This window comes from Synechococcus sp. CBW1004 (assembly GCF_015840715.1).
Lineage (GTDB): Bacteria > Cyanobacteriota > Cyanobacteriia > PCC-6307 > Cyanobiaceae > Cyanobium.
The window spans coordinates 2,513,793-2,532,338 of sequence record NZ_CP060397.1 but is presented as its reverse complement, the minus strand read 5'-3'; the positions used below and the strand labels follow the sequence as shown (position 1 = coordinate 2,532,338).

At 68.0% G+C, this 18,546-nt stretch carries 12 protein-coding genes; 10 read left to right on the top strand and 2 right to left on the bottom strand.

The features are described 5' to 3' along the window. The first annotated feature begins 15 nt into the window (after positions 1 to 15). Positions 16 to 2,076, top strand: coding sequence for a ribonuclease J (locus H8F25_RS12060; protein ID WP_197210623.1), 2,061 nt, complete (start codon positions 16 to 18; stop codon positions 2,074 to 2,076). Between the two features lie 4 nt (positions 2,077 to 2,080). Here the strand turns inward: H8F25_RS12060 and H8F25_RS12055 are convergent, their stop codons facing one another. Then, positions 2,081 to 3,484 carry a hypothetical protein gene (locus H8F25_RS12055; protein WP_197210622.1) on the bottom strand — a complete coding sequence of 468 codons (1,404 nt, stop codon included), beginning with the start codon at positions 3,482 to 3,484 and terminating at the stop codon, positions 2,081 to 2,083. Then, positions 3,477 to 4,685, bottom strand: coding sequence for a tRNA lysidine(34) synthetase TilS (tilS, locus tag H8F25_RS12050; protein WP_197210621.1), 1,209 nt, complete (start codon positions 4,683 to 4,685; stop codon positions 3,477 to 3,479). Before tilS ends, H8F25_RS12055 begins: the two co-directional genes overlap by 8 nt. Positions 4,686 to 4,708: 23 nt before the next feature. On the opposite strand from tilS, the gene H8F25_RS12045 reads away from it, so the two are divergent. The 9 genes from H8F25_RS12045 to purL all read left to right on the top strand — a co-directional run bounded on the left by H8F25_RS12045 (position 4,709) and on the right by purL (position 18,341). Beyond that, complete coding sequence (locus H8F25_RS12045) at positions 4,709 to 5,482, top strand: DUF561 domain-containing protein (RefSeq protein ID WP_197210620.1); 774 nt, start codon at positions 4,709 to 4,711, stop codon at positions 5,480 to 5,482. Between the two features lie 217 nt (positions 5,483 to 5,699). Continuing rightward, a complete protein-coding gene (locus tag H8F25_RS12040; protein ID WP_197210619.1) occupies positions 5,700 to 6,128 on the top strand; it encodes a phage holin family protein in 429 nt (142 codons plus the stop codon). Between the two features lie 215 nt (positions 6,129 to 6,343). Next, the gene (gene uvrB / locus H8F25_RS12035; RefSeq protein WP_197210618.1) at positions 6,344 to 8,347 is read left to right on the top strand and encodes an excinuclease ABC subunit UvrB; all 2,004 of its coding nucleotides are present in this window, start codon (positions 6,344 to 6,346) and stop codon (positions 8,345 to 8,347) included. 419 nt (positions 8,348 to 8,766) lie between these two features. Continuing rightward, the gene (locus H8F25_RS12030) at positions 8,767 to 11,001 is read left to right on the top strand and encodes an ABC1 kinase family protein (protein WP_370525736.1); all 2,235 of its coding nucleotides are present in this window, start codon (positions 8,767 to 8,769) and stop codon (positions 10,999 to 11,001) included. A gap of 87 nt (positions 11,002 to 11,088) precedes the next feature. Then, the gene (locus H8F25_RS12025) at positions 11,089 to 11,730 is read left to right on the top strand and encodes an alpha/beta hydrolase (protein ID WP_197213787.1); all 642 of its coding nucleotides are present in this window, start codon (positions 11,089 to 11,091) and stop codon (positions 11,728 to 11,730) included. Between the two features lie 105 nt (positions 11,731 to 11,835). Further along, on the top strand, positions 11,836 to 12,894 hold the full coding sequence (gene thrC, locus H8F25_RS12020; protein ID WP_197213786.1) for a threonine synthase: 1,059 nt from the start codon (positions 11,836 to 11,838) through the stop codon (positions 12,892 to 12,894). Positions 12,895 to 13,692: 798 nt separating this feature from the next. Then, on the top strand, positions 13,693 to 14,886 hold the full coding sequence (gene dnaN / locus H8F25_RS12015) for a DNA polymerase III subunit beta (RefSeq protein ID WP_197210617.1): 1,194 nt from the start codon (positions 13,693 to 13,695) through the stop codon (positions 14,884 to 14,886). 13 nt (positions 14,887 to 14,899) lie between these two features. Continuing rightward, a complete protein-coding gene (locus H8F25_RS18190; protein WP_370525735.1) occupies positions 14,900 to 15,928 on the top strand; it encodes an RNA methyltransferase in 1,029 nt (342 codons plus the stop codon). Between the two features lie 28 nt (positions 15,929 to 15,956). Further along, positions 15,957 to 18,341, top strand: coding sequence for a phosphoribosylformylglycinamidine synthase subunit PurL (gene purL, locus H8F25_RS12005; protein ID WP_197210616.1), 2,385 nt, complete (start codon positions 15,957 to 15,959; stop codon positions 18,339 to 18,341). Positions 18,342 to 18,546 lie beyond the last annotated feature (205 nt).

Below are 18,546 nucleotides of genomic sequence, written 5' to 3'. Positions count from 1 at the left end.
CTTTGAGACGCCTCGATGACGAGTACAAACGGTAAAGCCAGCAACTCCAGCTTCAGCAACGGCACCAACGGCAACGGCACCTCCAGCAATGGCCGTCAGATCGGCCGCAATGGCCAGGCCAACAAGGACAATGGCCAGCCCTGCCTGCGGGTGATTCCCCTGGGCGGCCTGCATGAGATCGGCAAGAACACCTGTGTGTTCGAGTACGGCGATGAGCTGATGCTCGTGGATGCAGGCCTCGCCTTCCCAAGCGACGGCATGCATGGCGTCAATGTCGTGATGCCGGATACCAGCTACCTGCGCGAGAATCAGAAACGGATCCGCGGCATGGTCGTCACCCATGGCCATGAAGATCACATCGGTGGCATCCCTCACCACCTCAAGAACTTCAACATCCCTGTCATCTACGGCCCGCGCCTGGCGATGTCGATGCTGCAGGGCAAGATGGAGGAGGCTGGCGTCACCGATCGCACCACCATCCAGACGGTGAGCCCGCGCGATGTGGTGCAGGTGGGCCAGCACTTCAAGGTGGAGTTCATTCGCAACACCCACTCGATGGCCGACAGCTTCTCGCTGGCCATCACCACGCCAGTGGGGGTGATCATCTTCACCGGTGACTTCAAGTTCGATCACACTCCTGTGGATGGCGAGACCTTCGACATCCAGCGCATGGCGCACTACGGCGAACAGGGTGTGCTCTGCCTGTTCAGTGATTCCACCAACGCCGAACTGCCGGGCTTTGCGCCACCGGAGCGCTCGGTGTTCCCGAACCTCGACCGCCACATCTCCCAGGCCGAAGGACGGGTGATCATCACCACCTTCGCCAGCTCGGTGCACCGTGTGGCGATGATCCTCGAGCTGGCGCTCAAGAACGGTCGCAAGGTGGGCCTGCTGGGCCGCTCGATGCTCAACGTGATCGCCAAGGCGCGGGAACTGGGCTACATGCGCTGCCCCGACGACCTGTTCGTGCCGATCAAACAGATCCGCGACCTGCCTGATCGCGAAACCCTGCTGCTGATGACCGGCAGTCAGGGCGAGCCTCTGGCGGCACTGAGCCGCATTTCCCGCGGTGAACATCCGCAGGTGCAGGTGAAGAGCAGCGACACGATCATCTTCTCCGCCAGTCCGATCCCGGGCAACACCATTTCGGTGGTGAACACCATCGACCGGCTGATGATGATGGGCGCCAAGGTGGTGTACGGCAAAGGCGAGGGCATTCACGTCTCCGGCCACGGCTGCCAGGAGGATCAGAAACTGATGCTGGCCCTCACCAGGCCGAAATACTTCGTTCCGGTGCACGGCGAGCACCGCATGCTGGTCTGCCACAGCAAGACCGCCCAGTCGATGGGCGTGCCGGCCGATCACATCCTGATCATCGACAACGGTGACGTGGTGGAGCTGCGCCCCGATGCGATCCGCAAGGGCGAGCCGGTCAAGGCGGGCATCGAACTGCTCGACGCCTCCCGCAACGGCATCGTCGATGCGCGCGTGCTCAAGGAGCGCCAGCAGCTGGCCGAGGATGGCGTCATCACCCTGCTGGCGGTGATCAGCAGCGACGGCGTCATGGCGGCTCCTCCCCGGGTGAACCTGCGCGGAGTGGTGACCACCGCCGATCCCCGCAAGCTGTCGATCTGGGCTGAGCGCGAGATCGGCTGGGTGCTGGAGAACCGCTGGAACCAGCTGTGCCGCACCGTGGCCGGCAAGCCCCCGGAAATCGACTGGATGGGGGTGCAGCGCGAGGTGGAGGTGGGCCTGCAGCGCCGTCTGCGGCGCGAGCTTCAGGTGGAGCCGCTGATCATCTGCCTGGTGCAGCCGGCTCCCGCGGGCACACCCGCCTACAAGGGCCGCGCCGACAGCGAACCGGACAGCCGTCCGGCACCCCGCGGCCGACGGGAAGCCCCCCGGGGCAACCGCAGCGACCAGCCCGGCAGCGGCCGTCCCGCCCCTGTCGCCGCCGCCAATGCGGTTGCGCCGGCAGGCGGGGCCAGCCCACGCCCGGCGGCAAGCAAGCCGGCGGACGAGCCCGAGCCCAGCGGGCGCACCCGTCGCCGCCGCTCCGCAGCCCTGGCGGGCTGAAGCCTCAGCCCATCTCCACCCTCAGCAGGCCCATCAGCAGCTCCGGATCCTCCTCAGCCACCGGCTCAGGGGGACCGCTGAAAGGCCTCCTGCCGGAGACGACCTGAGGACGGGGATCGGGGGAGACGGGAGCAGGCTCCTGCGCAGGCACCGGTGCCAGGGGCGGTTCCGCCCGCCGGTCCTGAAACCCGCCGGGGATGCCGTCCTGGCCACGCCGTTCCAGACCAGCCGACAGGTCCGAACCGGCCGACAGATCCGCCTCAGCAGGTGCCTGCATCTCCACATCAGGCTCCGCTTCCAATGGCGGGGCGACCTCTTCAGCCACAGCCGGAACCAGCAGCTCCTCGCGGAGAAGGCTGTCGGCCTGATGCAGCTCGATCAGCTCCGGCTCATCCACCACTTCAGGCACGAGCCTCTCCTCAGGCGGGCTGGCCTGCAGGCCGCGGTTGAAGGCCTCCACGACATCCCCACCAGCGATGGGGATGTCGCCGGAGGCAGCGATGGACTGGAGCCCGGTCATGGGCTCAGGACTGAGGAGCGACGCGCCATCCGCGACCGGCGGCGGCTCCACATCGGTCGTCCGATCGGCCATCCCTGCAGTCGCCGACAGGTTCGCCTGATCGGGCAGAGCCTCGAGGGAAGCCCCGGTCGGGCCGATCTGGGACGGCGGTGAACCTGAATCCGACTCCTGTCGGTCCTGGAGGACAGCCGGATCCTCCAGGCGGCTGGCCTGCGCCGGCTGAAACACCTCACCAGCGGCACCGGCCTCCAGCCAGGGCATCACCGGCCCTGCCGCAGGCTCCTGCGGCGCGGCTGTCGCAGCAGCGGTCAGCCAGCCCAGGGCGCCCTCCTCGCCGGCGGCAGGCTGGGAGGTGGCAGCACCCCAGTCGTCCTGGAGGCCCTGGAGCGGGACGGATCCCTCCTGAAGCGACGGCGCGCTGCCGGATGGCGAGGAGAGACCGGGATCGGTCTGGAGTTCGGCTTCGGCGGCGGCGGCCTCCGGCCACAGGGACGTCTCCCCCGTCGGCGCAGCGACTGAATCGGGTTGCGGATCAACCTGCTGCTCCCCCTGCTCCTGTTGGGGCTCCGGAGTGGTGACCGGCAGGGCGCATTGCTGCAGACCCTGCTCGGCGATCTGCCGCAGGCTCGCCTCCGCCCCCGAACGCAGCACCGCCTGGTAGAGATCCTCGGCACTGTCGCGATCCCCCAGGCCGTAGAGAAGGGCGTGGGCGATGAGCAACTGCAGCCGTTCCGTCAGTCCCTCCGGCGGGGTGTCATCGACGCGGGACAGATCACCCAGAAGGGTCTGGCCGTCATGGATGACGGAGGTCCAGCGCTCCTGGCAGTAGGCCTGCTCGATGGCGCCGTACCGCTCGAGAAGATCTGTGCTCAGGGCGGAATCAGCCATGGCCGGCGATCAGGCGGGGAGGGCGCAGGGCCAGTGTGGTTCCCCGCCAGCTCAACTGCCAGCCGCCGGCGAGATCCATCCGACCCGGTCCCCGCTGCATCTCCAGACGCGGCAGAAGCTCGGCCAGGCTGCGGCTGTCCAGTTCCTGGCCGCGGCAGCGTCGCAACCAATGCTGCAGCAGCAGTCCCTGACTGGCTCGCGACAGCCGCAGCAGGGCGCCGCGATCCAGCTGCAGGGGTCCGATCTGAACCGGAATCAGGGCCAGATCAAGGAGCTCCTGCTGCTGCTCCTGCTCGGCGGCGAGCCGTTCCGCCTGGTCGCTGATGCGGCGGGCTGCTCCGGGATGGAGCTGCTCCAGCACCGGCAGCACCTGGGCACGGATGCGATTGCGGCTCAGCTCCAGCTGCGCATTGGTGGCGTCCTGCCAGATGGGCCAGCCCTCATGGCGGCAGATCCGCTCGGTGTCCTGACGGGTGAACAGCTGCAGGGGCCGGACCAGCCACAGCGTCGAGAAGGCTGCCGGGGCAGGGACGGGCGCATCCGGACCGATCGGCTCACGCGGCTGCGAGCCAGGCGGCGAGTGGGCTGGAACGTCCCCGGAGCCCCCCTCCACCTCCCTCGAAACGATCGCGGTACCGCTCCGGCCGGGACGCTCCCCCGGCACACGGGCCGGTTCAGAACCCAGAAGGGCGGCCAGGGGTTGGCGACGCCGCAGAGCCACCAGGCCGCGACGATGGCTGCCGCGGGCCAGGTGCAGCAGCACCGTTTCAGCCCGGTCGCTGGCGGTGTGGGCCGTGAGCACGTGGTGGCAGGCCAGCCGCAACGCCTCCCGCTGCAGGCACCGATACCGCCAGCGGCGGGCAGCCGCCTCCCGGTTGCCCCGGGTCTCTGGCGCCTCCAGACGCTCCACCCGGATCGGCAGCTGCCGATCCCGCGCCCAGCTCTGCAGTTCGCAGGCCTGCTGCGCCGAGTCCTCCCGCCAGGCGTGGTCGCCGTGCCAGAGGTGCAGGCGCCAGTGGTGGAGAGGCTGCAGATCCAGCAGCAATCCGGCCATCGCCATGGAATCCTGGCCGCCGGAAACGGCCAGCAGCAGAGGGGCGCCACGGGGCAACAGCTCCGGCCGGCGCAGCAGGCTGCGGTGCAGACGGAGGTGATCGGAGCTCCAGGCCGCTGGGGTTCCGGGCCCGGATGGGAGAATCACCCCAGCCATTTCACCTGCCCTCCATGTCGCGTCTCTCCAGCCTGCCCAACGCTCTGCAGAGCGCCGTGGACCAGGGGCGGGCCCTCAAGGTGATCGCGGGTCTCACCAATTTCGATACCGCGTCAGTGCAGCGCATCGCCCGTGCCGCCGCCGCCGGTGGCGCCGACCTGCTCGACCTGGCCTGCGACCCGGACCTGGTGCGCGCCGTCCAGGCGGTGGCACCTGAGCTCCCTCTTTGCGTCTCGGCGGTGGACCCGGAGCTGTTCCCGGCGGCGATCGAGGCCGGTGCAGTGATGGCGGAGATCGGCAACTTCGACACCTTCTATGCCCAGGGCCGGGTGTTCAGCGCCGCCGAGGTGCTGGAGCTGACCCGCCGCACCCGTGAGCTCCTTCCCCACGTGGTGCTGTCGGTCACGGTGCCCCACGTGCTGCCCCTCGACGAGCAGGAACAGCTGGCCGTCGACCTCGCTGAAGCCGGCGCGGATCTGATCCAGACCGAAGGTGGCACCAGCGCCCGTCCCTTCAGCCCGGGCGTCCTCGGTCTGATCGAGAAGGCGGCCCCCACCCTGGCCGCCGCCCATGCCATCAGCCGGGCCCTGCGGGCCGCCGACCGGAAGACCCCGGTGCTCTGTGCCTCGGGTCTCTCCAGCGCCACCGTGCCCCTGGCCCTGGCGGCCGGTGCCGCCGGCGTGGGCGTGGGCAGCGCCGTCAACCGCCTCGACGATGAACTGGCGATGATCGCCGTGGTGCGCGGGCTGCGGGAAGCGATCGGAACGACCGTCACCAGCCTGGTCTGAAGCGAATCCAGCCGGAACTGGTCGAGCGGACCCCAGCCGCCATCCTGCAATCGACAGCCCCCGGTGTGATGAACCCGGGGGCTTTTTCGTGACGTCCCGCACAGCGGCCACCGCAACGATCGCCCATGGAGCTGCCACCACAGAGCAACCCTGCCCTTCTGGCAGTGGTCAGTTGCGGAGGCCATGCCTACGTTGCCTTCAGTGCTCCGCCGCTTCCATGGGTGCTCTGATGTGGTTGATCCAGTGGCCGATCCGGGCCCTGATCCTGCTGCTGGTCTCACGCCTGCCACTCGGAGTCGAGATGGCCAGCTTTCCGATCGCCCTGCTCTCGGCGGTGGTGATCGGGCTCCTGGGCACACTGCTGGTGTGGCCCCTGAAGTTCCTGCTGGCGCCGATCTGGGCGATCACCTCCATCGGCGGCCTGATCGGTCCGATCTCGTTTCTGTTCAACTGGCTGATCACGATCATCCTGTTCGGTCTGGCGGCCTGGCTGATCCAGGGGTTCCGCCTGAAGAACGGCCTGGCGAGCGCAGCCCTCGGCGCCCTCGTCTACAGCGTGCTCAGCTACTTCATCCTCAAGTTTCTCGGGCTGGAGGTTCCCCTCACCCGCGCCATGACCCAGCTGCTCTCCGGTTTCGTCGCCTGAGCGATCCACGATCTCAGCTGCGCCCTGCAGGCTGAAAACAGAGAGCCCTCCAGGCCTCCGCGTGCAAAGGGAGGCTGGGGGGCTCTCTTTCTTGCAGGCATCGCGGGCTCCCGGATCGGGGCATCCAGTACCAGGACCCGATCGGGGTTCTCCATCACAACGCCGACGGTGTCCCACAGACCCGGGACACGCGCCTGGAACGCCACAATGGGCCGATGCCTTTCCAGCTCCACGCCCCCTATCAACCCAGCGGTGATCAGCCGGAGGCGATCGCCGGCCTCGTGGCCGGGGTGGACCAGGGTGAGCGCTATCAGACGCTGCTGGGGGCCACGGGCACCGGCAAGACCTTCACGATCGCCAATGTGATCGCCCGCACCGGCCGGCCGACACTGGTGCTGGCCCATAACAAGACACTGGCGGCACAGCTCTGCAATGAGCTGCGCGAATTCTTCCCGAACAACGCCGTTGAATATTTCATCTCCTACTACGACTACTATCAACCGGAAGCTTATGTTCCGGTTTCAGACACCTACATCGCCAAGACAGCGTCGATCAATGAAGAGATCGACATGCTGCGACACTCCGCCACCCGCTCCCTGTTTGAGCGGCGTGATGTCATCGTGGTGGCCTCAATCAGCTGTATCTATGGCCTGGGAATCCCCAGCGAATACCTGAAGGCAGCAGTGCAGTTCCGGGTGGGCGAGAGTCTTGATCTGCGCTCCTCCCTGCGGGACCTGGTCAACAACCAGTACTCCCGCAACGACATCGAGATCGCCCGGGGACGCTTCCGGGTACGCGGTGATGTGCTCGAAATCGGACCCGCCTATGAAGATCGTCTGGTGCGCATCGAACTGTTCGGCGATGAGGTGGAGGCGATCCGCTACGTCGATCCCACCAGCGGTGAGATCCTGCAGAGCCTGGACACCATCAGCATCTACCCGGCCAAGCACTTCGTCACCCCAAAGGAACGGCTGCAGTCAGCGATCCAGGCGATCCGCTCCGAGCTGCGTGAACGGCTCGACGTGCTCAACAGCCAGGGACGCCTGCTCGAGGCCCAGCGCCTGGAACAGCGCACCAGCTATGACCTCGAGATGCTGGAGCAGGTGGGGTACTGCAACGGCGTCGAGAACTATGCCCGCCACCTGGCCGGCCGCGAAGCGGGAACACCACCGGAGTGTCTGATCGATTACTTCCCGGACGACTGGCTGCTGGTGGTGGATGAGAGCCACGTCACCTGCTCCCAGCTCCAGGCGATGTACAACGGCGATCAGAGCCGCAAGCAGGTGCTGATTGAACACGGCTTCCGCCTGCCGAGCGCCGCCGATAATCGACCGCTCAAAGGGGAGGAGTTCTGGCAGAAGGCGCGCCAGACGATCTTTGTGAGCGCGACTCCCGGCGACTGGGAAATGACGCAGAGCAGTGGCCAGGTGGTGGAGCAGGTGATCCGACCGACCGGCGTGCTGGATCCGGTGGTGGAGGTCAGACCCACCGAGGGACAGGTGGATGATCTGCTCGGGGAGATCCGCGTGCGGGCCGACAAGCAGGAACGGGTGCTGGTGACGACGCTGACCAAGCGCATGGCCGAAGACCTCACGGACTACCTGGCGGAGAACGGTGTGCGGGTGCGCTATCTGCACTCGGAAATCCATTCCATCGAGCGGATTGAGATCATCCAGGATCTGCGCAACGGAGAATATGACGTGCTGGTGGGCGTCAACCTGCTGCGCGAGGGTCTGGATCTCCCTGAAGTGTCACTGGTCGCCATTCTCGATGCCGACAAGGAAGGATTCCTGCGCGCCGAGCGCTCCCTGATTCAGACAATCGGCCGTGCCGCCCGCCACGTGGAGGGGGTGGCGCTGCTCTACGCGGACAATCTCACCGACAGCATGGCCAAGGCCATTTCGGAGACGGAGCGGCGACGGGCGATTCAGCAGACCTATAACGAAAAACACGGCATCACACCCACACCGGCCGGCAAGCGCGCCGGCAATTCGATCCTGGCCTTCCTGGAGATCTCCAGACGCCTCAGCGATGACCAGCTCGAACAGGCCAGCGAACAGGCGATTCACAACGACGTGCCGCTTGATTCCCTGCCGGAGTTGATTCAGCAGCTGGAGGACAGGATGAAGACGGCCGCGAAGAACCTGGAGTTCGAGGAAGCCGCCCAGCTGCGCGACCGCATCAAGAACCTGCGCCAGAAACTGGTCGGCAAGAGCTGAACGGCGGCAGGCAGACCACAAACGCGCCGCCGCAGCCCGAGGCCGGTGTGCGACGGGACATGGCACGCAGCTCCCATAGAGACCAAGGTGCGTGCCTCTCTGATGACCCTGAGGAAGCCGGCACGGAGAGCGATCGCACCTGACAGGGGTTCCGCGTCCTGGAGGCGATGAGCGCCCTGACAAGGGGAATGGGAACGATCCTGATCAACCCTGGATGCCGACGGAAAAACCGGCGCTGACACCCGGCCTCGCCGGCGGCGGCGTCCAGACAGAATCGTCAATCACCACGGTTCCCGGACCCTGCGCCGATGACCTCCGTTGCGTCCGAGCCCCGTACCCCCCGGGACACCGCATCCGACACCGGCCAGCCGCAGCCGCGGGTCGGATCCGACCCGCCGGACGTGGGCGATGCTGCCGCCATGACTGCCGCCCCGCCCCCTGGCAGCGAGCACGATCGCGGAGGCGGTGTGGCCACCGATGCTCAGGAGCCTGCCACCCGAACGAGCCTCCCTGACAGCGACAACCCGGCCAGCGGTGCTTCCTCCAACAGCGGAGCAGCGGCAGCCACCGTCCCTGTCTCTCAGGCCGTCGTCACTGCGAACGACACCGCCGCCGAGCAGGCGCTGGCGGCGATGCGCGCCGCCGTGTTCGGCACCGATCCGATGGCGCCTGCGCCGCCGGCCCTCCCCCGCATCAGCGCTCCCCCCGATTCCGCCGCCCCTGTGAACAGCAACCCCGGAGGCAGCAAGGACGAGCTGGGCGACTTCATCGAGGCCGCCGGTCTGCTGCGCTACGACCCCGACGCCATCACCCGCATCTACGCCGGCCACCCCGAGCGCCTGCTGCGCCGGCTCTGGCAGACGCTGGTGCCGATCAGCCTGTATCTGCTCGGCGTCGCCACCGACTGGTTCACGGGCAGCCTCAAGCTCCCCGACCGGGCGCGCTCCCGCGCCCGCGAATGCGCGGAGCTGCTGGCCCAGCTCGGTCCGGCGTTCATCAAGGCCGGCCAGGCCCTCTCCACACGCCCTGACATCGTGCCGCCCCTGCTGCTCGAGGAGCTGGCGCAGCTGCAGGACCAGCTCCCGGGCTTCTCCAGCGCCCTGGCGATGGCATGCATCGAGGAAGACCTGGGGGCGCCGGTGGAGACGATCTACGCCCAGCTGGACCGCGAACCGATCTCCGCCGCGTCCCTGGGCCAGGTGCACAGAGGCGTCCTGATCAGCGGCGAACGGGTGGCGGTGAAGGTGCAGCGGCCGGGCCTGCGCGAGCAGATCACGCTCGATCTCTACATCGTGCGTCAGATCGCCGCCTGGCTGAACCGCAACGTGCGACTGATCCGCAGTGATCTTGTCGCGCTGATCGATGAACTCGGAAGGCGTGTGTTCGAGGAGATGGACTATCTCAATGAGGCCTCCAACGCTGAGACGTTTGCCCAGCTGCACAGCCACAATACCCGCATCGCCGTGCCACGCATCTTCCGCCAGGCCACCAGCCGGCGGGTGCTGACGATGGAGTGGATCGATGGCGTCAAGCTCACCAATCTCGAGGCCGTGCGAGAGCTGGGCATTGACCCAGACGACATGGTGACCGTGGGGGTGAACTGCTCATTGCAGCAACTGCTGGAGCACGGCTTCTTCCACGCCGATCCTCACCCCGGCAACCTGCTGGCCCTGCCGGATGGCCGCCTGGCCTATCTTGACTTCGGCATGATGAGCGAGGTGAGCCGCGAGAGCCGCACTGGCCTGATCCAGGCGGTGGTGCATCTCGTCAACCGCAACTTCTCCAAACTCAGCAACGATTTTGTCAGCCTCGGATTCCTGGCTGAGGATGTCGATCTCTCCCCAATCGTGCCGGCTTTCGAAAGCGTGTTCGGCCAGGCCCTGGAAATGGGGGTGAGCCGCATGGACTTCAAGGCCGTCACCGATGACCTGTCGGGGGTGATGTATCGCTTCCCCTTCCGAGTGCCGCCCTATTACGCCCTGATCATCCGCTCGCTGGTGACCCTGGAGGGCATCGCTCTGAGCGTCGACCCCGACTTCAAGATCCTCGGGGCCGCCTATCCCTACTTCGCCCGGCGCCTGATGGAGGATCCGGATCCCTCGCTGCGCCGCAGCCTGCGCGAGATGCTGTTCGACGGCGAGGAATTCCGCTGGCAGCGCCTGGAGAATCTCGTCAGCAGTGCCGCGCTGCAGGATCAACTCGATCTCGAGGCCCTGCTGGACCAGGTGCTCGATTTTCTCTTCTCCGCCAATGGCGGCATGCTGCGCCAGCAGCTGGTCGACGCCACGGTCGAGCGGATGGACCAGCTGGCCTGGAGCATGGCCGTGAAGCTGGGTCGTCGCCTTCCCTCCCGCCTGCTGCCGCCGGGCCTGCGCCAGGAGACCCGCCGCCCCCTGCGCTCCACACGGGAGCTGCTGCTCGAGCTGGAACCTCTGCGTCAGCTGGTGGCGATCCTGAGTCAGCTGCCTGGCTTCGAGCCCTCGCTGCTGCTGCGTCGTCTGCCACGGGTGCTCAGCGAGCCCGAACTGCGCCGCATGGGAGGCGCCGTGGCACGGGGCCTGGCACAGCGGGGCGTTGTGCGCCTGCTGCGTGACGTGCTCGTCAGCGACATGCCTGCCCAGGACACCGTGCGCGACACCGTTCCGGCCGCCTAGATTCAAGATCTCTTCAGGGTTCTGCCTGTGCGTACCTCCCTGGGCGGCCCCGCCGGCGACGCCGTCTCCTCCCGCCCTTCGACCGGCATCCGCGGTTCCCAGGGTCTGCGTGCACGCCTGCTGGGGTCCGCCCTTGGCCTCACCCTCTGCGTGGCGTCCCCAGCCGCTCAGGCCGCCCAGAACGTCGTGTTCGTGAGTGGTGCCTTCCGCCGCTCGATCCCGGTGGCCGACCTGGTGCATCTGGCTGAAACAGGCCAGGCCCGCGGCCTGCTTGAGGACGTGCTGCGGCTGGCCCGCCAGGATCCCGAGACGGTGGCGAAGCTGCTGAACGAATCGGTCAACCTGCCGGTGGTACTGGTGAGCAGGCTGCTCAACACCCGCATCGGCGAGGTTCTGCTGCAGCGTCTCGCCCAGATCGTGTTCCCGCTCAACGCCTCATCCGTGGGCCTGCCGGCGCTGCGTTCGGCGGTGATCCTGGGGATCGCCGACAACAGCAAGGGGCTGTCCGCCCTGTCCTTCCTGCAGGCCTATCCCAGTCAGGAGATGGCGGTGAGCCTGCCGGCCCTGATGGGGCTGATGGGCAAGGCCAGCTCGATCAGCGATCTGGTGCGTTTCTTCGCCGAGTCGCCCCTGGATGGGCTGCGCGGCGAAGGAGGCGGTGGTGGGGCCGCCACGAGGGCTGCCGGAAGCACGGCACCGCCCGCCGCTGCAGCCACCATGAAGCCCTGAACGCCGGGACGGGGCGAAGCCGAGACGTAGATTCGGCCCCGTCTCACCCCTCCGCCCGCCGTGCCCCTGCTTCGAGCTCTGCAGCGCCTGGGCCACAGGCCCACGATGCAGGACTGGCCGGGGCTGATCGAGGCCTATCGCGACTGGCTTCCGGTGACGGCGGCCACACCGGTGATCACCCTGCGGGAGGGCGCGACTCCACTGATTCCGGCACCGGTGATCGCCGAGCGGATCGGCCGGGGCGTGAAGGTCTTCCTCAAGTACGACGGCCTCAACCCCACCGGATCCTTCAAGGACCGGGGAATGACGATGGCCATCTCCAAAGCCCGCGAGGCGGGTTCGGAGGCCGTGATCTGCGCCAGCACCGGCAACACCTCCGCGGCGGCGGCCGCCTATGCCCGCCGCGGTGGCATGCGCGCCTTCGTGCTGATCCCCGACGGCTACGTGGCTCAGGGGAAGCTGGCCCAGGCCCTGCTCTATGGAGCGGAGGTCCTGGCCGTGCAGGGCAACTTCGACCGGGCCCTGGCGATCGTGCGCGACGTGGCCGATCGCTATCCGGTCACCCTGGTCAACTCGCTCAACCCCTACCGCCTGCAGGGGCAGAAGACCGCCGCCTTCGAGGTGGTGGATGCCCTGGGCGAAGCTCCCGACTGGCTGTGCATCCCCGTGGGCAACGCCGGCAACATCAGCGCCTACTGGATGGGCTTCAACGAGTACAAGGCCGCCGGCCACAGCCGCAGGCTGCCGCGCATGATGGGCTTTCAGGCCGCCGGAGCCGCTCCTCTGGTGCTGGGCCACACGGTGGAACAGCCGGACACCATCGCCACCGCGATCCGCATCGGCAACCCGGTGAACAAGGAGAACGCCCTCAGGGCCAGAGCCGAGAGCAACGGCGACTTCATGGCTGTGACCGATGCGGAGATCATCGAGGCCTACAAACTCCTGGGATCCGGTGAGGGAGTGTTCTGCGAGCCCGCCAGTGCCGCCTCTGTGGCCGGTCTGATCAAGCGTCGGGAGGAGGTTCCCGCCGGCGCCACGGTGGTCTGCGTGCTCACCGGCAACGGCCTGAAGGATCCGACCACGGCGATCGAGAACAACGACTCCCGCTTCCATACTGGCCTGGCTCCCGACACTGAAGTCGTGGCCCGGGTGATGGGCTTCTGAGCCACGGGCGGCGACCCCTGAGGGCAGTGCCCGCACAGCGGCCGGGCCGAACCTGAGGACCACGGCCGGCGGCCGTGCGCGACGTCAATCTCTCCACACCCGGACCCCATCCCGAAGCGGATCGCCGGCAGGCCGATCGCGGCGTCGCAGCAGCTGGGCGACGTCCGCATGATCGGGCGCGTGCGACGCAACTGCGTCCTGCCACTGGAAGACCGCCCTGCAAGGCGGCGAGACGACACGCCCCGGAACTGCCCAGCCTTCAGCGCGCGCAGGCCTGCAGGAGCTGCCCACGCTGATCGCTGCACCGGCTGCCGATCGGAGCATCGGCGCGCCTGAGAATCCATCAGGGCGCCCCCCGAAGCCGTCGACCAATCGGCAAAGCGTCTGGGGAGGAGGGGTCGAAAACAGGGCGGAGGACTGCGGGGAAAAAGGGGATGACAACGATCACCCGGGATCACCCTGTTTTCCACCGAAAGTGGAAACAGTGGAAAACGTCCCGACTTTCTCGAGTCCTCTCTCTTTTCCACAGCCCTGTTGAAGCAAGAAACCCTGTGCTGCAGGCGTTCAGAACGGTTCTTGCCGTTTTCCCCGCAGCCTTCTACGACGGTTGAGGATCTTTTTTCTGACTTGAACCTTGGATCAGCAGAAGAGTCGGGGAGCCGGGAGGTCGTCGGATGGTCGCCCGTTGCGCTTTGATCGGGGCTGTGAAACGGTGACCCCCTGATCGCGGTCCGGGGTGCCCCCCCAGCCGGGCCCGTCCGTCTTCACCGGCTCCCCTTCGCCCTGTCGCTCTCCGCCATGAAGCTGGTCTGCTCCCAGGCCGAACTCAGTGCCAGCCTCCAACTGGTGAGCCGGGCCGTGAACGCCCGCCCGACCCACCCGGTTCTGGCCAATGTGCTGCTGACCGCCGATGCGGCGACGGGTCGGCTGAGCCTCACCGGCTTTGATCTCAGCCTCGGGATCCAGACCAGCCTTCAGGCGTCGGTTGAAGAGAGCGGTGCCATCACCCTCCCTGCCCGGCTGTTCGCCGACATCGTCAGCCGCCTGTCCGCGGACAGCCCGGTGACCCTCCACGCCGAGGAGAACGGCGAACAGGTTGAGCTCACCTCCCTGTCGGGGTCGTATCAGATCCGAGGTCTTCCCGCCGAGGATTTCCCGGACCTGCCCCTGGTGCAGACCGGCACGCCGATCCGCCTCGATGCCGACGCTCTCGTCAAGGGGCTGCGCGGCACCCTGTTTGCCAGCAGCGGCGATGAAGCCAAGCAGCTGCTCACCGGCGTGCATCTCAAGCTCGATGCGTCGGGACTGGAGTGCGCCGCCACCGATGGACATCGCCTCGCCGTGCTCCGGCTTCCCCATCTCCAGGGTGCCGTGGCCCAGGCCGGTGATGACGCCGCCATCGAGCCAGAGCCTCTGCTCGGTGCTGAGGATGGTGATGCCTTCGCCGTCACCGTTCCCGCCCGTTCGCTCCGGGAGCTGGAGCGCCTCCTCGCCGCCCGTCCCAGTGGCGAGCCCCTCAGCCTCTTCTGCGAGAGGGGGCAGGTGGTGATGCTGCGCGCCGATCAGGTGCTCACCAGCCGCAGCCTCGAGGGGACCTATCCCAACTACGCCCAGCTGATCCCGGAGAGCTTCCAGCGCCGCATCGTGATCGATCGCCGCGCCTTCATCGCCGCCCTGGAGCGGGTGGCGGTGCTGGCTGATCCGCACAACAACGTCGTCAAGATCAGCGCTGAGCCCGACCAGGACCGCGTCGTGATCCGTGCCGACGCCCAGGATCTGGGGCGAGGTTCCGAATCGCTGGCCGCGACCCTCAGTGGCGAGGCGATCGAGATCGCCTTCAACGTGCGCTACCTGCTCGAAGGCCTCAAGGCGATGGGCGCCGATCAGGTGGTGCTGCAGTGCAATGCCCCCACCACGCCGGCGGTGCTGGTGCCCGTCGATGATGACGATGCCTTCACCTATCTGGTGATGCCGGTGCAGATCCGCGCCTGAGTTCCGCCCTTCCGTGCCGCTTCCCGAGCAGCTGCTGCTGAGCGATCTCCTCTCCCGACGGGTGCGCTGCGATCAGGGCGTGGAGCATGGGGCAGGTCAGCTGGGCTGGATGCATCCGCCGGTGCACCGTCTGCTCGGCTGGGCCAGCCGACCCTCCGCCCTCTCCTCGCGGCGCTGCGTCTGGCGCCTCGATCAGCTGCGCGGCCTGACGGACACGGAGGTGCTGGTCCAGGGCGAACCCGCTGAAACCGATGTCGCCACGGTGGAGCGGCTCCCCACCCTTCTGGGAGCCGTTCTCCTGTCCGGCAGCGGCGAGCCCCTCGGTCAACTGGCCGATGCCGCCGTGGAGCTCGGCAGCGGTCGCATCCGTCACTATCTGGTCGCCCGCAGCGATCCCCGTCTGCCGGGGGGCAGCCGCTGGCGGCTCAGTCCCGATCGCATCGTCGATCAGCGGCCTGGTGAGGTGGCCACGGCCCTGCATGGCCTTGCCGATCTGCCTCTGGCTCACGCCAGTCTGCGCGAGACGCTGCTGCGCCGTTCGCGGCGCTGGCGCGATCAGTGGGACGGGGAGGCGTCCCGTCTGCTGGAGCAGTGGCAGCAGGCCAGCGGCCGGTTCGAGGAGCGCCTGGAGGGATGGCTGGAGGAGCCCCCCTGGGATGAGCAGCGCCGCGCCCGCCCTGATGCCCCCCTGGATGAGGAGGTCTGGCCTGAGGACTCCTGGTCTTCTCCGGGTGGGCGTGAGCCGGCGCCCCCATCGCGGGCGGAACCGGAGCCGGAGTCCGGTCCCTGGGAACCCTGGCTCGATGAGGATGCCGAGGAACCAGACGAGGAACTCGAAGCGGGCTCGGTGGCGCGCCCCGGGAGACGAATCGGTCGCGAGTCCACACGGGAGGTCGCGAGCCGACAGCGGGAGGTGTGGATCGAGGACTCCCCGGAGCCGTCCCGAACGCGCCGGTGGGACGATTCCGACCCGGACTCCCCCGGTTTCCGGCGCGGTCGTCCCGGGGCGACCGACGCGGAGAGCGACGACCCCTGGGTCTGATACTGGATCGGTGCAACGCCAGTGACCGGTGGTCTCCTCCTTCTCTTCCCCGTTCCCGGTGGCTGAGGCCCTGAAGAAGGAGGGGCTCTCCCAGGCCGACTACGACGAGATCTGCCGCCGCCTCGGCCGGGCACCCAACCGGGCCGAGCTGGGCATGTTCGGGGTGATGTGGTCGGAGCACTGCTGCTACCGCAACTCCCGGCCCTTGCTCTCCCAGTTCCCCACCAGCGGGCCGCGCATTCTGGTGGGCCCGGGCGAGAACGCCGGGGTGGTGGATCTGGGCGAGGGCCAGCGGCTGGCCTTCAAGATCGAGAGCCACAACCACCCCTCTGCAGTTGAGCCGTTCCAGGGGGCCGCGACGGGTGTGGGTGGAATCCTGCGCGACATCTTCACGATGGGGGCGCGCCCGATCGCCCTGCTCAACGCTCTGCGCTTCGGCCCTCTGGAGGATCCCCGCAACGTCGGCCTGATGGAGGGCGTGGTGGCCGGCATCGCCCACTACGGCAACTGCGTCGGCGTGCCGACCGTGGGTGGGGAGGTGGCCTTCGATGCCAGCTACTCCGGCAATCCCCTCGTCAACGCCATGGCTCTTGGCCTGATGGAGACCGAGGAGATCGTCTGCGCCGGTGCCCGCGGTGTCGGCTATCCGGTGGTGTATGTCGGCAGCACCACCGGCCGTGACGGCATGGGCGGCGCCAGCTTCGCGTCCGCCGAGCTGAGCGAGGCCTCGCTCGACGACCGCCCCGCCGTGCAGGTGGGTGATCCGTTTCTGGAGAAGGGGCTGATCGAGGCCTGCCTGGAGGCCTTCCAGAGCGGTGATGTGGTGGCTGCCCAGGACATGGGCGCCGCCGGCCTCACCTGCAGCTGCTCGGAGATGGCCGCCAAGGGCGGGCTGGGCATCGAGCTCGACCTCGACAAGGTGCCTGCCCGTGAGAGCGGCATGAGTGCCTATGAGTTTCTGCTGAGCGAGTCGCAGGAACGGATGCTCTTCGTGGTCAAGCCCGGCCGCGAGCAGGATCTGATGGCCCGCTTCACCCGCTGGGGCCTGCAGGCCGCCGTGGTGGGCCGGGTGCTGGAGGACAACGTGGTGCGCGTCCTGCAGCACGGCGAGGTGGCGGCCGAGGTGCCCGCCAGCGCTCTCGCCGACGACACGCCGATCAATCATCACGAGCTCCTGGCCGAGCCTCCGGCCGCCATCCAGGAGCACTGGCGCTGGAACGAGGCCCATCTGCCGCCCGCCTCCGCCGCAGGGATCGCTCTGGCCGAGGGCACCCTGTCCTGGGGTGACGTGCTGCTGCGGCTGCTTGATGACCCCACCATCGCCTCCAAGCGCTGGGTGTATCGCCAGTACGACCATCAGGTGCAGGCCAACACCGTCGTGCCCCCGGGGGGCGCCGATGCGTCGGTGGTGCGCCTGCGGCCCCAGCAGGGCGACGGCTCCCTGGCAGCCTCGCGGCGTGGTGTGGCGGCGGTGGTGGATTGCCCCAATCGCTGGGTGGCCCTCGACCCCGAGCGCGGCGGCATGGCGGCGGTGGCCGAGGCCGCCCGCAACCTCAGCTGCGTCGGTGCGGAACCCCTCGCTGTCACCGACAACCTCAACTTCCCCTCCCCCGATACCGACACCGGCTACTGGCAGCTGGCGCTGGCCTGCCGCGGTCTGTCGACCGCCTGCACCGCCCTCTCCACCCCCGTCACCGGTGGCAACGTCTCCCTTTACAACGAGACCCGCCTGCCGGACGGCACGATGCAGCCGATTCACCCCACCCCGGTGGTGGGCATGGTGGGACTGGTGCACGACCTGGATCACGTCACCGGTCAGGCCTGGCGGGAGGCAGGCGATGCCATCTGGCTGCTGGGGGTGCCTCTGGAGGCAGGAGCCGACCATGCCGATGGGCGCGTCAGCCTCGCCGGCAGCAGCTATCTCCAGGTCATCCATGGCTCGGTGACCGGCCGGCCGCCTGCGATCGACCTCGACCTCGAGTGCGGCGTGCAGGCGTTCCTGCGTCGGGCGATCGCAGCCGGTCTGGTGCGTTCCGCCCACGACCTCAGCGACGGTGGCCTGGCGGTGGCCGCGGCCGAAGCCTGCCTGGCCGCCGGCCTGGGTGCCCATCTCGAGATTCCCGCCGGATCGGCGCGCCCGGATCGCCTGCTCTTCGCCGAGGGCGGCGCCCGCATCCTGGTGAGCGTGGCCCCTGAGCAGACGATCGCCTGGCAGGAGGCCCTTGACCGGGCCGAGGCGGACACCCCCGGAGCGGTGCCGGCCCGCTGTCTCGGCGTCGTCAGCGCCGACCCGGAGCTTTCGATCAGCCAGGCGGGCACGCCGCTGTTGCAGCTGCCCCTTTCGGTGATGCGGGAGCGCTACGAGCAGGCCATTCCCAGCCGGATGGGCGTGGACCTGCCGCCCAGCTGCTGACGGGTATCCCCTCTCCCTCCCTCGCCCACTGCTGATGCACAATGCTGATAGAAATCTGAAGGTGGGACCTGTCGTGATCGACGTGCACCCTGGGGCCCACCCGACCGCTGCCCTCCGGGCGACCGATCCAGCCCCTGTCGGCCCGGCATCCCGTTCCTTCGCGGTCGCTGAGGAGCGTCCTGACAAACCGGAGGAGGCCTGCGGC

Coding starts and splice junctions, on each gene's coding strand:
- H8F25_RS12060 (WP_197210623.1), top strand. CDS start 16: ATGACGAGTACAAACGGTAAAGCCAGCAACTCCAGCTTCAGCAACGGC.
- H8F25_RS12055 (WP_197210622.1), bottom strand. CDS start 3,484: ATGGCTGATTCCGCCCTGAGCACAGATCTTCTCGAGCGGTACGGCGCC.
- H8F25_RS12045 (WP_197210620.1), top strand. CDS start 4,709: ATGTCGCGTCTCTCCAGCCTGCCCAACGCTCTGCAGAGCGCCGTGGAC.
- H8F25_RS12040 (WP_197210619.1), top strand. CDS start 5,700: ATGGGTGCTCTGATGTGGTTGATCCAGTGGCCGATCCGGGCCCTGATC.
- uvrB (WP_197210618.1), top strand. CDS start 6,344: ATGCCTTTCCAGCTCCACGCCCCCTATCAACCCAGCGGTGATCAGCCG.
- H8F25_RS12030 (WP_370525736.1), top strand. CDS start 8,767: ATGACTGCCGCCCCGCCCCCTGGCAGCGAGCACGATCGCGGAGGCGGT.
- thrC (WP_197213786.1), top strand. CDS start 11,836: ATGCAGGACTGGCCGGGGCTGATCGAGGCCTATCGCGACTGGCTTCCG.
- dnaN (WP_197210617.1), top strand. CDS start 13,693: ATGAAGCTGGTCTGCTCCCAGGCCGAACTCAGTGCCAGCCTCCAACTG.